Source organism: Leucobacter sp. cx-42 (genome assembly GCF_014529985.1).
In the GTDB taxonomy this organism is placed as follows: Bacteria; Actinomycetota; Actinomycetes; order Actinomycetales; family Microbacteriaceae; genus Leucobacter.
Genome location: NZ_JACVMU010000015.1, coordinates 14,437 through 29,163, shown reverse-complemented (window position 1 = coordinate 29,163; position 14,727 = coordinate 14,437). Strand labels below are relative to the sequence as shown.

The 14,727-nt window shown below is 61.8% G+C and carries 12 protein-coding genes and 1 pseudogene; 8 read left to right on the top strand and 5 right to left on the bottom strand.

Annotated features, from left to right (window positions below; all coding sequences use genetic code 11):
• The 3 genes from ICM05_RS12285 to ICM05_RS12275 form a co-directional block, all read right to left on the bottom strand.
• The coding region (locus tag ICM05_RS12285) for a hypothetical protein (RefSeq protein ID WP_188024920.1) at positions 1–2,263 on the bottom strand (2,263 nt) is incomplete at its 3' end.
• Between the two features lie 130 nt (positions 2,264–2,393).
• The gene (locus ICM05_RS12280) at positions 2,394–3,704 is read right to left on the bottom strand and encodes a DUF1254 domain-containing protein (protein ID WP_188024919.1); all 1,311 of its coding nucleotides are present in this window, start codon (positions 3,702–3,704) and stop codon (positions 2,394–2,396) included.
• Positions 3,705–3,731: 27 nt separating this feature from the next.
• Positions 3,732–4,154: a hypothetical protein gene (locus tag ICM05_RS12275; protein ID WP_188024918.1), complete on the bottom strand. Its 423-nt coding sequence runs from the start codon at positions 4,152–4,154 to the stop codon at positions 3,732–3,734.
• 222 nt (positions 4,155–4,376) lie between these two features.
• Here ICM05_RS12275 and ICM05_RS12270 point away from each other — a divergent pair, with 222 nt between their 5' ends.
• The 6 genes from ICM05_RS12270 (at position 4,377) to ICM05_RS12245 (ending at position 10,553) form a co-directional block, all read left to right on the top strand.
• The gene (locus ICM05_RS12270) at positions 4,377–6,101 is read left to right on the top strand and encodes a SulP family inorganic anion transporter (protein ID WP_251364666.1); all 1,725 of its coding nucleotides are present in this window, start codon (positions 4,377–4,379) and stop codon (positions 6,099–6,101) included.
• Entirely contained in the window at positions 6,089–7,801 is a 1,713-nt protein-coding gene (locus ICM05_RS12265) for a SulP family inorganic anion transporter (protein ID WP_188024917.1), read from the top strand. The genes ICM05_RS12270 and ICM05_RS12265 overlap by 13 nt, the downstream gene beginning before the upstream one ends.
• 208 nt (positions 7,802–8,009) lie before the next feature.
• A complete protein-coding gene (locus tag ICM05_RS12260) occupies positions 8,010–8,399 on the top strand; it encodes an SHOCT domain-containing protein (RefSeq protein WP_188024916.1) in 390 nt (129 codons plus the stop codon).
• Positions 8,400–8,411: 12 nt separating this feature from the next.
• Positions 8,412–9,071, top strand: a complete 660-nt coding sequence (locus ICM05_RS12255; protein ID WP_353055910.1) for a GAP family protein — start codon at positions 8,412–8,414, stop codon at positions 9,069–9,071.
• Positions 9,068–9,469, top strand: coding sequence for a phage holin family protein (locus ICM05_RS12250; RefSeq protein WP_188024914.1), 402 nt, complete (start codon positions 9,068–9,070; stop codon positions 9,467–9,469). The genes ICM05_RS12255 and ICM05_RS12250 overlap by 4 nt, the downstream gene beginning before the upstream one ends.
• A gap of 19 nt (positions 9,470–9,488) precedes the next feature.
• Positions 9,489–10,553, top strand: a complete 1,065-nt coding sequence (locus ICM05_RS12245) for a YihY/virulence factor BrkB family protein (RefSeq protein ID WP_255498936.1) — start codon at positions 9,489–9,491, stop codon at positions 10,551–10,553.
• Here ICM05_RS12245 and ICM05_RS12240 read toward each other — a convergent pair.
• A complete protein-coding gene (locus ICM05_RS12240) occupies positions 10,545–11,636 on the bottom strand; it encodes an ATP-binding protein (protein WP_188024912.1) in 1,092 nt (363 codons plus the stop codon). The genes ICM05_RS12245 and ICM05_RS12240 overlap by 9 nt on opposite strands.
• 108 nt (positions 11,637–11,744) lie before the next feature.
• On the opposite strand from ICM05_RS12240, the gene ICM05_RS12235 reads away from it, so the two are divergent.
• Positions 11,745–12,692: a DUF1214 domain-containing protein gene (locus tag ICM05_RS12235; protein ID WP_251364665.1), complete on the top strand. Its 948-nt coding sequence runs from the start codon at positions 11,745–11,747 to the stop codon at positions 12,690–12,692.
• A gap of 113 nt (positions 12,693–12,805) precedes the next feature.
• Here ICM05_RS12235 and ICM05_RS12230 read toward each other — a convergent pair whose 3' ends face one another.
• The gene (locus ICM05_RS12230) at positions 12,806–13,087 is read right to left on the bottom strand and encodes a hypothetical protein (RefSeq protein WP_188024911.1); all 282 of its coding nucleotides are present in this window, start codon (positions 13,085–13,087) and stop codon (positions 12,806–12,808) included.
• A gap of 430 nt (positions 13,088–13,517) precedes the next feature.
• Here ICM05_RS12230 and ICM05_RS12225 point away from each other — a divergent pair.
• A pseudogene (locus tag ICM05_RS12225) lies at positions 13,518–14,687 on the top strand (IS3 family transposase).
• Positions 14,688–14,727 lie beyond the last annotated feature (40 nt).

The window sequence follows — 14,727 nt, the reverse complement described above, 5'->3', positions numbered from 1 at the left end:
CCTCTTGGGTGCTTTGTTGTGGTGGGTTGTGGGGGGTGTTTCCTCGGTTTCCCCCCGCCACGGCAGCTTGGGTGAACTGCGCGTGGGCGTAGGTGTATGAGACAACTTCCTGTTTGGTGATGCCCCCGAGCATGGCCATCACCTGATCATGTTTCCCGAGTCGCCGGTAAAGCTCAGCCGCGAGCACGAGTGTCGTAGGAATGCTCTGCCAATCGACGAGGCTCTCGAGTTCCTTGAGCGCGCCCTCCTGGTCGCCGCGAGCCATAGCGAGATGGGCCGCACCAATCCGACGATAGGCAGGCCACGGCACTCCATGCTTCTCGCTGCTTGAGATCTCTCGCAGCATCTTCGCCGCCTCGTCGACCAGGCTGTTGTCGTGCAGCCGTGCAGCGGCGAACGCAAAGTGCACGCGCGCGAGCGCGGCGTACGAGCTGTCATGGCCGCCGTGAGCGTGAAGTTCGCGCCCAAGTCTTACGACTGCATCGAGATCATTTCTCCAAAACGCGATGAGCACCGCGGCCATGACGTCGATGCCGCCGTCGTAGTACTCCCATTCGATGAGGTTCTGAACGCTCAACAACTGTTCTAGCGTCGACTGCGCTTCGGCGAGTCGCCCGCCAACAGCGAGTGCGAGCGACAGGTTCGCTGTCGCACGGTCGGAGAGCACCGCATGCCCCGCGTCTCGTGCGCCAGACGCCGCCGACGCGAGCAGGCTAATCGCCCGCGAGGGGTTACTGCGGAGCCGCATTGACGACCAGCCAACGAGAAATACGCCGTGAAGATACTGGCTTGTTGTCATTGGCGCGCTCGTCAGGAGCGCATGCGCGTGTTCAACCGCGGTCTGCAGTCCGGCCTGCTCGTGAATGAGTAGGAGGTCTGCGAAGGCCGCTGTCGAGTGGGCGATCGCTTGCGGGGCGGGAGGATTGAGCCGGAGGGCACTTCTAGCCTGGGCCGCAAGCATCTCGGCGCTGTGCCGGTCCCCGAACACGTCCAGCACACAGGCGCGGATGAGCTGTAGCGAAGGAACGCTGTCCCACGGGGCGGGGAACTGTGCGCATGCGGAGTTCAGCGTGCCGGCCTGTCCACCAGTGATGAGTTGCAGCCAGTTTTGCTCGACGATCTGAAGCCCATACTCCGGATCATGAGATTTGAGTGCGTGGTTGACGGCCTCTGCCGGGTAGCGGGTTGAGAGCCACTCGGCAGCACGTCGGTGCAGCTTGGAATACCCACTCGGGTTGTTGCGTGCCTGAATCGCTTGACAGTGGCGTGCGAAAGCCGAGTGCCACCGGTAGACGGTGGTGGAGGTGGCATGCTGAAACCTGTCGAGGAAGAGGCCGAGACTGTGGCATTCCTCAAGCAGCGCGGCGGCGTCTGAGCGGCCCGTGAGGTGCTGCGCGAGGTCGCCCGTGAGCCGGCCGCACGTTGTCGCCGCGACAATGAAGTCACGCAGCGACTCGTCGAGGCCACCGAGCACTGCTGACTCGACGTAGCGAGTGATCGTCTCGGTTTCAGCCGATTCGTGCTTCGGGTAGGCGATCCCGCTCTGAAGCGCGAGCTGGACTGCGACCGGCCACCCCTGTGTCTCGTCCCACAGATCTGCAGCTTGGAGGCTCTCTCCCTCGGGCCCCGCGGATTGAGTCGTGAGCTCCTCGAGCTCGTCGGCTGTAAACGAGAGGCGCTGCGCGTCAATGATGGTGGCGGAACCGTGCGCGAGTTCGCGTGCACACCAGGTCCGAATGTCTCGTGAGGCAGCAACGATCAGCCGGAGGCGGCCTCTCCCGTGCGCGATCAGTGGCAGGATCACGGCTTCGAAAGCTGTTGCTGAGGTGAGGTGAGCATCGTCGATGACGAGCACGGTGTCGGGGAAACTGCTCAACACGAGTTCGAGGAGTTCCACCACCGCTGGCTGTGCAAGGATGTCACCGTCTTGCAGCCTGCGAAGCAGTGTGCTCAGCGGCGGTACCTCCGGCGACACCCTCGCGAGCGCCGTGAGCACGCCAGATAGCAATTGTGCCGCCTCGGTGTCGTGGGAAGACACAGTCAACCACGCGGTTTGCGAGGTTTGAGTACGTGCCCACAGCGACAGTGCGACTGTCTTCCCATATCCCGACGGAGCCTCGACGATAACAGCCGCATGGGTGGCAATGTCGTGCGAGAGAGTGAGGTTCAGCCGCTCGCGCATCATCCACCCGTTGCGGGTGTCCGGGGGCGTCGCAAAAAACCAGGCCGTCGCTGAACGCCCCTGTGCCTCTGAACCCCCCATGCTGGGAATTCTATACAGACCTTGGCCTGTGCACAGTCACGACACAGGATCCGGCGGGTTGCGGGGTTGAGGGAGAGCAACCCGCCGGAATCTCGCGTGTGCTGAGTGCCCTTGCGTGCGACCTCCGGCGTTAGCCGGCGTATTTCACGACGGGCGGAACCCGGTACTCGCCGCGGACCATCGTCTCGTCAGCACCGTAGGCCCGCAGTATCACAGTGAACGGACCCTCAGGTGCAGGCAGCCAGTTCGCGCGAAGCGCAGGATCAGTGGGCTCGGAATGGGTAAATGCGAGCGTCAGGCTTCCGTCTTCGCCGTACACAAGGCCGTCGGTCCGATCGCCGATCGAGTAGCGCGAGATCGGGTTCTGGCTCAGGTAACGGATTGGCAGCGTATACATCGTCGCCGACCAGAAGAACCGCGCCTTTGGGAGCTCATTGGCAGCAAACCGCACGGTGTATCCGGGCGATCCCTGAAGGAACTCTCCTGTCGGTTCGACAAGCCAGCCGCCATACCATGATTCCTCGGGCGGCAGCCCGTAGAGCCCAATCTTTGCCCCCTGGTTGCGGTCGTCATACTTGCCAGACATTTCCTCGCGAGTGCCGAAGAGCCCGAGGTTTGACTGCATCGTCTTCTCGCGCGCCGACATCTCCGCGAGCGCCTGTGCCTGGCCCGCGGTGAATGCCGCCGCGGCCTCTGCAGTGAGTTGCTGCGTCGCAAAAGTGCCAGTACCGTCGAGACCTATCTCCGCCATTCGAGTGCGGATTTCGGCGTCTTCTGGAAGCACAGGTGAGAGCCCGAGCAGGAAGTCAAGGGTGTCGAAGAACCACAGCCCGGCCGCGCCGTCCTCGTCCCAGACTGGCCACTCAAGCTGTTGAGCTGCGGGAGGGGCCGGCTCGCTTAGGAAGGCGCTCAGCGGTTGAACATCGTACGATGACTGAACGGCGGCGAGGCTATCGATGCCATCGTTCGTGAGCTCCGTGCGCGTCGCTGACATTGCAAAGTCGGTCGTGACTCTGATCACTCCCGAAATGCTGGCGGGTACTTCGCCTCGCCAATTCGGGCCTGCGACGAGATACGAGCCGGCGCCCGAGCCGGTCAGCCGCGTGCCGATGTAGCCAGAGTAAATCGTGTACAGGCCGGCGATCGGGATGATGTAGTACCTGTCGATCTCGGGGACAGTCACGACGACTGGCTCCGCCCGGAGGTCGAACCAGATCCAGGAGTACGGCGTGTCGTTGTTCGGGGTGATGACATCGCGACTTTCCGGAGTGGAGGGCTCACGGTAGTGGCGGTACAGGCCGAACCCGCCGAGGAAACGTGGATCCGTCGCATCAATTGCCTGCGCGTACATGGTCCTGTAGCTTTCGACCATCGCGTAGCCAAAGCGGACCGCGTCTGCGGCGCGTGCAGACATCTCCGTGCTCGGCATTTCATTCAACATTACGTCTCCTCGGCGATTGAGTCGCGCTTAGCTGCAGGCGAGTGACTTGTCGAGCCCTTGCTTGGCTGTCTCGATGCCAGCGACTTCTTCCTGGAGCGAGGCAACGGCATCAGGGATTGTCATGTTGGGATCGATGTTCGTGACCGCCTTGTCGAAGTCGGTCCAAGCGCTTTCGAGCGCCGAGTCCCTGTCATTGTTCACCTCGACAAGTGCCTCCTGCAGCTTCTCGTACGAGCCGCGAACGTCGTCGCGGGCAACGTTGATCTCTTCGATTGTGGACGAGGCGGAAAGCGACGCACGTGCATCATCAACGGTCGTCACGAATGCGGTGTACGCGTCGCATGCTGCGTTCTCGTTCTCTTCTGGGGTGGGGGAGCTGCACGCCGCGAGAGTGAGTGCGAGCGCACCACACGCGAGAAGCGAAACGGAACGGGAGAACGTTGTGGCCATTGAAGTCACTTTCTAATCACACAATGAGGGGTTTCTCCCGTCTATCGTCCGCTGGACCGGCGCCGGCGGCCACCTCTGAAACGAAACGTCATTAGCAATTGATGAGAGCTTCCAGTCGACCGTGAGGAGAGGCACAGATCCTCAATTTCAGGTGAATCGCAGCCAGAATCGTGTGCACAGTGCGATCCACTTGGCAGAGTTGACTCTTAACAGTGTGAACCTTTGGCGAACGCCCATGGTGACTTGACGACAGACGGTGAAGTGAGTGACCCCACGATGAGCAGTTGGCGCGGCCCCCTGCGCGGCGTGACCCGAGAGAATATCGGCCGAGAGATACTCGCGGGAGTGACGCTGCTTGCGATCGCAATTCCGCTGAACATCGGCTATGCCCAAACGGCCGGGCTACCTGCAACCGCGGGGCTCTATGCACTCGTGTTTCCGGCCATCGCGTACACGTTCGTAGTATCTTCCCGGCAGGTCGTCGTCTCGCCCGACGCGGCGGCGGCGGCACTCGTCTTCTCGTCGCTCACCGCGCTGGGGGTGGCCGGAGAGAACTTTGCTGTGATGGCCGCAGCACAGGCCGTTTTGAGCGGAGCGATGTTCATTGCCGCCTCGCTTCTCAAGCTGGGCTTTCTCGCGAGCTTTCTCTCGAAGCCGATCTTGATCGGCTTCGTCGGTGGTTTGGCGCTCGACATCCTCGTGAGTCAAACGGCCAAGATGCTGGGAATTAGCGTTGCTCGCGGCGGTGAGTTCGTTGAAAAGACGGGAGAACTCCTCGGATCCCTCGCAGAGGTCAACCCGTGGTCGCTCGGAATGAGCGTGCTCGCGATCGCGATTCTGCTCGGCGGCAGGCGCTTGGCGCCAATAGTGCCGTGGGCCCTCGTCGTGCTCGTGCTCGGAAGCCTCGCAACATGGTGGCTCAACCTTGAACCACGCGGCGTCGCAGTGCTTGGTGAGGTTACCGCCGGACCACCAACTTTTGCGGTGCCGCATATCAGCGTTGCGGAATGGCTCAGCCTGATCCCCTCTGCGCTCGCTCTCACGATGGTGACCATCGCCGAGGGGCTGCTCGTGTCACGCTCGTATGCTGAGAAGAACGGGTATCGAACGAGGCCCAATTACGACCTGTTCGCATTCGGCACCGCGAACGTCATTGCTGGCCTGTTTTCGTCTTTCGCCGTGGGATCATCAACGTCCCGAACCGCGGCGATGGATGCCGCGTCGTCGCGCACCCAGCTTCCGACACTGGTGACGGCCTTGGGGGCGCTACTTCTGTTGCTCTTCGGGACGTCGATCCTGGCAACGATACCCGCGCCCGCCATTGGTGCAGTCGTCGCGGTTGCCGTCTTCCGGCTACTCGGCCTCGGAGAGCTGAAGGCGCTGTGGGAGCAGTCGCGGTCCGAGTGCCTCGTCGGGGTGTCCTGCTTCCTCGGAGTCTTGGTACTGGGCCCCCTCGGTGGGTTGGGGCTCGCGTTTATGCTCTCACTCGTGAACCTCGCACGTCGAGCCGCGCACCCGCGCATCGACCTGTTGGGGCCAGCGGACGGCTCACCAGAGGGAGCCGAGACTGTGTTCGCCGCGCGGAGTGACCTTGGTGAGACGGCTCCGGGCGTGGTTGTCCTGCGTTTTGCCGCTCCCGTGTTCTTCGCAAATGGGGTAGAGATCGCCGAGGGCGTGAAAGATCGGGTCCGTCTGGCAACCGTTGAGGTATCCGCCGTCGTTCTCGACCTTGAAGGCGTCAGTGACATCGACGTCACGGGCGCTGAAGCCCTGGCAGGAGTTCGAGAGTGGCTTGAGCGTCGCGGCCTCTCTCTCAACTACTCGAGAGTTCGCTCCCAGCTGAGGGGCAGGCTTGCTCACTTCGGACTGACCGAGCGAACCGCGATGTTCGCGACAAACCGCGAAGCCGTCGACAAACTACGCACGGATGCCGAATGCGCGGAGTAAATGACGCCGCGTGGCGGGCAGTGCGAAGCTACTTGCGACGGTTCGGCAACAAGACGACTGTCCCCTCCGACGTGAAGGCTGGGCTCGTGCTCGGTGTCGAAAGCGTGCCCGACGGGCTCGCGGCAGGGCTTCTCGCTGGAGTCAACCCAGTCTTCGGCCTCTATGGGTACCTGATCGGAACGATCGGAGGCGCTCTGGCAGCGGGTTCCGTGTTGATGACTGTGCAGGCAACCGGCGCAATGGCCGTCATCATCTCGGACGTACCCCAGACGCAGTCAGGAGACGGTGCCGGCATCGTCCTCGCGACGCTCGCGTTTCTGACGGGCCTCACGATGTTCGGGCTGGGGCTTGCCGGCGCGGGGAGACTCGTTCGTTTCATCCCGACAGCGGTGCTCGTCGGCTTTATCAACGCGGTCGCGGTGAGCATCGTGCTTGGGCAACTGGACACTGTCACCGGCTACACGAGTTCGGGGGACAACCGAGTCGCTCGGGCGCTTGACACCGCGCTTCACCTATTTGAATTCGATTGGCTCACCGTACTTGTCGGCCTTGTCACGATAGCCCTAGTGCTGGTGCTTGAGCGAACCCCGCTCGGAACGCTCGGGATGGTCGTCGCAGTGGCGGTGGGCTCGGGGGCTGCGGCTCTTCTTGGTCCGGGCCGAATCGCGCTCGTCTCGGACGTCGCCGAGATACCGAATACCCTGCCTGAGCTCGCGCTTCCCGACCTCTCGCTCACCCTCGAACTCGTCGTGCCCGCGCTCTCGCTTGCCCTCGTCGGCCTCGTGCAAGGTGCCGCGATCTGCAGCTCTATTCCCAACCCAGACGGCAGGTACGCTGACCCGTCCGCTGACTTTCGCGGGCAGGGCCTCGCAAACCTGGCAACCGGGCTGTTCCAGGGTATGCCGGTCGGCGGCTCGATATCGGCCACCGCGCTCGTGCGGTCCGCCGGTGGGCGATCTGCTCTCGCAAACCTCGTTGCCGCGATTGTCATGGCGCTCGTTATCCTTGTGCTTGGTCAAGTCATCGGGTTCATCGCGATGCCCGCGCTCGCCGGGCTGCTCATCCTCGTCGGTATTCGCACCGTGAAACCACGCGACATCGCCATGGTCATGCGCACTGGTCCGGTCCAGCTCACCGTGCTCACCGTGACGTTCGTGCTCACCCTCATCATCCCGCTGCAGTACGCAGTGATCGTTGGGGTTGGCCTTGCGATCGTGCTGCACGTCGCCAGACAATCCAATCGAGTCGTGGTGAAACGTTGGGAGTTCGGCCCGCATGCACAGCTCCCGGTGGAGACTGATCCGCCACGTGTGCTGGCCAAGTCGGAAGTCGTAGTGCTCGTGACCTACGGCAGCCTGTTTTTTGCATCGGCGCCCGTCTTTAGCTCGCAGCTCCCAGAAGCGAGGGGCGACTGCACAGGCACCGTCGTGATTCTTCGGTTGCGCGGGAAAGACGAGCTGGGAAGCACGGTGATCAAGGTGCTCGAGAAGTACGCGGCTGATCTTCGAAGCGCCGGAGGAATGCTCCTGCTCGCCGGGGTGAATCAACGAGTCCACAGACAGCTACGTGACACGAAGGTCCTGGGGCAATTGCGGGCCGAGCGCGTCTTTACTGAGAGCCCACAGCTCGGCGAATCGCTCCAGCGCGCACTACGCTACGCCTCAGAGTGGCAGGCCGCACAGCAGGAGGGATCCGAGTAGCTCCGTGTGCACGCGCAGGGGCTCCAAAGCGGGTTCATCAATGATTGATGAATTCTCGCCGCTACGCCAGCGTCTGGCTGGTTATCGGAGCCCCGAGGCAGGATGATTTCAGGTGCACGTCGCGACACTCCCGTTCGCGCTGCGCCGCTTGTCGCGGGTGATGCGTCAACGGCTTTCTCGCTCTGCTCGCCAAAAGGAATACTGTCTGATGGAACTTCTCGCCTCCCTGTGGGACATCGTCCGCATTTTCTTCTGGGGCTTCGTCTTCGTTGCTTCCATCTGGGCACTCTTCGTCGTGATCAGTGACCTCTTCCGCGATAAGCAGCTCAACGGCTGGTGGAAGGCGCTGTGGCTCGTGTTTCTCGTCTTCGTTCCAGTCGTGACGACACTCATCTACATCATCGCGCGCGGCTCGGGGATGGCTGAACGCTCTGCGAAGGAGATGGAGGGCGCAAAGAACGCTACTGACGAGTACTTCCGTAGCGTTGCAGTGGCAAGCCCTGCCGAAGAGATTGCTCGGGCGAAAGTACTGCTCGACGACGGCGCCATCAGCGCCGACGACTTTGAAGCGCTCAAGCAGCGCGCGCTGAACGGCTAGCCTGTGGGGCAGGTGATCGGCGACATCCTCCCACTCGCGCTGGGTATCGCAATTAGTCCGTTACCAATAATCGCGACGATTCTGATGCTGCTCGCGCCGAACGCGCGCGCTTCGAGTGTCGGATTCATGACGGGCTGGCTCGCGGGCATCGTCGTGGCAGTCGTCGCCTTCACACTGCTGAGCTCAGTTCTTCCGACCAGTGGCGCTGGCGGCGGCGGCACCCTTGCAGCGATCGTGAAAATCATCGTTGGAGCGCTGCTCGTGCTCCTCGCCGTAAAGCATTGGCTCGGGCGCCCCAAGGACGGTTCCGAACCGGAACTGCCGAAGTGGATGTCTGCACTTGATTCGATGTCCCCAGTTCGCGCGGGCCTCCTCGCGTTCGCGCTCGCCGCGGTGAATCCGAAAAACCTCCTGCTTGCGGTATCTGCCGGGCTCATCATTGGAGCTGGCGTGACACCGGCAGCCCAGATCAGTGGTGTGGTGGTGTTCGTGGTGATCGCGGGCTCAACGGTTGTTGCTCCCGTCGTGGCATTCCTCGTCGCCTCGAAAAAGCTTGCGGCGCCGCTCGAGAGCCTGCGTGTCTGGCTCGTTCATAACAACTCCACTATCATGGCGGTACTGTTGCTTGTCATGGGCATGTCCGTGATTGGAAAGGGACTGGCCGCGCTGTGATCAGATTTTTGCTGAACCTCGTCTCGCATGTGATTAGCGCCGCGGCGGCGCTCCTTATTGCGAACTGGATCCTGCCGCAGGTGACGGTCCATGCGGCGGGGTTCGTCGTTGCGGTGCTTGTCTTCGCGTTGGCGCAGTCTGTGCTGAGCCCGTTCATCTTTAATCTCGCCAGGCAGTACGCCTCGGCCATTCTCGGCGGGATCGGGCTCGTCTCAACTCTCGTGGCGTTGTGGGTCGCAACCCTGTTCCCAGACGGGCTGACAATCTCCGGGCTCGGCTGGGTGCTCGCTCCTCTCGTGGTATGGATTGTGACAGCGCTCGGCGGGTGGATTCTCATGGGCCTCGTGTTCAAGCGGACTCTCCAGAAGCACGAGCAGGGCAAGAAGGGCGCAGCCTAGGCGAGGACGCGGCAGCCGGATGGAATTGACCTCGAGGTTCGCGCTGGCGCGCAGGCGAGCCGAATCGACCCTCCTGCGGCTCCGCATTGTGCGGGCGTTCCTTGCCTACAGACACCACCGAGGCGGACTCCTGTCAGCCGCAATTACTTTTCGCATGCTGTTCGCGGTCTTCGCTGGCGTCTATCTGGGGTTCTCGTTCGTTTCAAACTATGTCTTATCGAGAGACGACTTCTGGGTAGTCCTCGTCGAGACCGTGAACGCGGTCATCCCGGGGCTTGTCGCCATGGACGGCAGCGCGCTCGTCGACTTGTCTCACCTGCCTGACATTCGATCAAGTTTTGCCGCACCGATACTCTCGACCGCAGTGCTGCTGTGGGCACTGCTTGGGGGCGTTGCGAACGTACGGATGTCGATCCGGTCGATAGCCGGTACCCGTCACGAGCGTTCGAATGTGGCTCTGACGCGTGCCGTCGACTTACTGTTCGCTCTCTCGCTCGGGGTGCTGATCCTGGTGTCGGCAGCCGTCTCATTTCTTGGGTCGACCTTTGTGGACTCCGTGCTCGGTTGGTTCGGCACTTCGGCAGGAGGTAGCGCAGAGATTCTCACCCGACTGGGCACCGTCGCCGTCACGTTCCTGCTCGACGCAGTAATCATCGCGTGGCTGTTTTGGCTGCTCTCGGGCCGCAAAGCTGCAGTCTCCCAGATCGCACCCGGCGCACTGCTCGGCGGTGCAGGGCTTGTCGTGCTGCAACAGCTCTCTGGACTCTTCCTCGGAGGTGTCGACAACAACCCACTTCTTGCGACGTTCTCGTCACTTGTCGCACTGCTACTCTGGTTCAACCTTTCGGCTCAGGTTACCCTGGTTGCTTGCGCATATATCGTGATGACCATCGAAGATGCGGAGGAAGGGCCTGAACGGGTAGGTCAGGTAACCACTTTCAAGAGGCGCAAGGTCGTGTTCGCCGAACAAGATCTGAGGGTCGCCGAGGAAGCGCTTGAGGCTGCCCGGGTGCTTGAGCGAGATGAGCGCGAGAAAACTGCGCCCGATTCCCGGCCCCGGGCCACCGCAGCAGACTCAGAGTAAAGTTTTAAGCGGAACCCTGACGTCTCCGCCCGCCTCCTCTGAAAGCCGCTCACCCATCTGGACGATCGTCGCCCGGTCGATGAACCCTCCGGCAAACAGAGCCTGCCCCTGACGGAACTCTTGCGCTCTCGCGACGAGTTCCTCTGGCGCGAATCCGAACACGGCGGCAATCTCGGCGAGGTCTCGCGGAGCGTTGACACGCATGAGCCCGAGGTTGTCGCACTGCGACAGAATGTTCGGGTGGATCTTTGTGGGCCGCTGCGTTGAGAGGAACAACCACAGCCCAAACTTTCGACCCTCAGCGGCGATCTGCGTGAGTCTCGCAAGTAGCTCCCGCTCCACCGCGGTTCGCGGTTCTGGCGAGGCGAGATTGTGCGCCTCGTCGATCACGATAAGGAGCGGCCGTCGCGACTCACGTTCTGCCCAGAGCCGCTCGATAACCGCCAGAGCTGCTACGCGAGACTCGTCGGGATGATCAAAGCCGCCGATGTCGAGGACGGTGGCACGCGGGCGTTCAGCGATCACATCCGTGACAGAAGCGTCCCCGCGCGACCATAGCTCCCAGTCAAGGACCTGCAGGTTCTCGATCCGGTTCGCGAGCCGCATACGCGCCGCATCTCCGCTCGACCTGAGCGCAGCGACCATTCGTGCGCCATCAAAGGTTCCAGCGCCACCCTCAAAGTGCAACAGCGCGTTGTATTCTTCAGCGTCCGCGATGGGGTCGATCCTGAGCACCGCCGCCTTGGCCGCGGGCGACAGGTCAAGGTAGCGCACATGCAGCGGCGCGTCGCTGCTGGCACCGGACCGGAAGACCCGGCTGTCGATCTCGCGCCAGCGCTGGGCTGCGTCTGGTGCCGCGCTTGCTCGCGATTCGTGAATGCGGACAAAATCTGCGTTTGAATCAAGAATGAGTGTCGGGAGTTCCGTTTGGAGGAGCAGTTGCTCGAGAACAACGCCGAGCGCGTATGTCTTACCGCTCCCGCTCTGACCGCACCAGAATGTGTGGCGGTTGAATTTGCTCGCGTCAAGTAGTGCTGGGGTGCCCGGGATGCCCGACACCTCGCCAATCTGTAGTGCAGTCATGTTTCCCTCTCCGGGGCACAAGCGTGCCCATGAATTCTCGCCAACGCAAGCGCGGTTCATCAATAATGGATGATGCGGAGCGCACTATTCAAGCGAGAGGATTGCTGTATGATCTCTACTCCTGCAATCGTCACTTTCGAGAACTTTGCGCGAGCCGAAAGCGAGCGAATGTTCGTCGGTATCGCTGCGTCAGCCGGCTCGTCAAACGTCTGGAATCACTTCAGAGTTCCCACTCCGATCGATCAGCAGACTGTGATTCGCATGAATCGCGACACGCTCTATAGCGCGGCGATCATCGACGTATCTGAGGGGGCCACGATCACCATCCCCGAGGCTGACGGAAGATACATCTCGGTGATGCTCGTTAACCAGGATCACTACATTAACCGTGTGCTGCACGAGCCAGGGACCTACGAGCTCACGGCGGAAGAGCTCGGCACTGATTTCGTGTGTGCTGCGGGGCGAATCCTTGTGGACCCTGAGAACGCAGCAGATGTCGCCGAGGTGAATCGGCTCCAGGACGGACTGGCCCTCACGTCAAACGGAGGACGCCAGTTTGCGCCGGCCCCCATCGACGAGGCTACTTTCACCGAGACTCGTGAGGCGCTGCTCACGCTATCTCGTGGACTGGGAAGCCTTGAGAAGTGCTTCGGGCGCCGTGAGGACGTCGACCCTGTTCACCACCTGTTGGGAACAGTCGCGGGGTGGGGCGGCCTGCCCGCGGCAGAAGCGAGTTACGCGAACGTTGAACCGCGGCTGCCGGTCGGCGCGTACACGCTGCGAGTGGCCGATGTCCCTGTCGACGGGTTCTGGTCGATCTCACTCTACAACGCCGAGGGCTTCTTCGAACCGAACGAGCTCGGCGCATATTCGGTGAACAGTGTCACTGGTGTGCGAGATGTCGACGGGGCTATCACTGTGCACTTCGGGGGCGACTCGAGCGCGCCGAACTACCTGCCGCTCCCAGAAGGCTGGAACTACCTTGTGAGGCTGTACCGGCCGCGGCCCGAAGTTCTTGACGGCACCTGGACGTTCCCGACGATCGACGCAAACTAGCGGTTCGCGGCTGCGGGTCAGCTGTCAAACGGCGAAGCTGGCGGCGCGCTGCATGTCACCGCGCCGCCAGCTTCGCCGGTCTCGCCGTCGAGCAGGATCCTGCACGTCGCGCGCTACCCTTCGGCTGCGGTCGCTGTGATTTTTGCCATATCCCCGACGACAACGATTGAATCGACCGACCACGTCGTGCTGCCACCATTAGTGCCCGCGGTGGTGACAGTGCCTGCACTCAGCGATGTGCGCTCCTCAGTTCGCAAAGGCTGATCGAGGTAGGAAACGTCGCTGAGCGTCGCGTTCTCGGGGTCGTCGCCGCCGACTACGGACAGCTCGTAGGTGACCGCCCAGGCGTCAGCAGTGGATTTCTGGAGCTTGTCGATCGCGCCGCAGCCCGTCAAGGTGACGCCGAGTAACGTGGTGGCGGCGAGAGCTGCTGAGATGCGGAGCGTGAGGGGGCGTATGCTTCATACCTTCTACTCTCGCAGCGGCGCTCCTGGCCGGCGTCGCACCAGGGTGCCGTGAGCGCAGTACCTGGGTGTCGAGGTTGGCTGCCCGGGAGGCTCGTTAGCGGCGACTCTAGCCTCTTGAGTATGCGACTGTACCAGTAGTGTTGTCCAATGTCGATGGAGGAGAACTATGGTCACTCGTTAGGCGGCAATTGTCTTTTCTGCTCTAGGGCTGCTGTTAGTTGTAGCTCTTGGACTGTTGATTGCGGATCTTCCATATAGCTACCGAGTGTGTGGTGGAGATATCGTGTCAACCGGGTCTGGTGCACGTTTAGGTGACATTCGACATGGCTAGTTTCTGCTGGCCTGGAACGAGGCACCTATGCCCCCTCGTTATCCCAAAGAGTTCCGTGACGACGTCGTAAAGATCGCGTTGGATCACGGCCCAGAAGTCACACTCGCGCAGATCGCGAAGGACTTCGGAATCCACGTTGGAACGCTCGATAAATGGCTCCGAGAAGAACGCGTCGAACAGGGCCAGAAACCCAGTGTCACCCGTTCCGAGAATGCTGAGCTTCGTGAGCTTCGCAAACGGAACAAACTCCTCGAACAAGAAGTGGAAGTGCTCCGCCGTGCGGCCGCGTATCTTCCCAGGCGCACCTGCCGGGAAAAGGCTCTCCCCGCTCGTGAAAGAGCTCGCCGGTGACGGGGTTCCTGTCGTGGTGTCGTGCCGGGTTTTGAAGCTCTCCCGCCAGCCTTACTATCGCTGGCGCCGCAACCCAGTGCCTGAACGGGATCTTACGCAGGCGTATCGAGCGAACGCGCTCCACGACACCCATCTTGAAGATCCCGAGTTTGGGTACAGGTTCCTCGCCGACGAAGCGAAGACTCTCGGGGAGCCGATGTGTGACCGTACTGCATGGCGGCTCTGCCGAGACCAGCAGTGGCGGTCAGCGTTTGGGAAGAAGAAAACCCGCGGGAAGGGAAGGAAGCCTGGCCCGCCTGTTCATGACGATCTTGTGCAGCGCGAGTTCGTGGCAGCTGCTCCGAACGAGTTATGGCTTTCCGACATCACTGAGCATTGGACTGGTGAAGGCAACCTCTACCTGTGCGCGGTGAAAGACGTGTAGTCGAACCGTATCGTGGGCTACTCCATCGACGCGCAAATGACGTCCGTGCTTGCGATGACCGCGTTAAACAACGCCGTGCTACGCCGCGGTGACGTCGCGGGCTGCCTCCTACACACCGACCGTGGGTCCCAGTTTCGAAGCCGGAAACTACAGCGCCCCATCGAGCCAGTCATGGCATGGCCGGCTCGATGGGGCGCGTGGGAGCTGCAGGCGACAACGCGGCGATGGAATCGTTCTTTAGTCTGCTCAAGAAGAACGTTCTGAACCGAAAGACCTGATCGACTCGGGACGAGCTCCGGTCAGCGATCGTGACCTGGATCGAGCGCGCTTACCACCGACGTCGCATACAGGCCCGGTTAGGGCGTTTGACGCCGATCGAGTACGAGGCCATCATGAACAAACAGGTCGCACTCGCGGCCTGACCAGATTATCACCTAAACGTGCATCAGACCCGACTTCGCG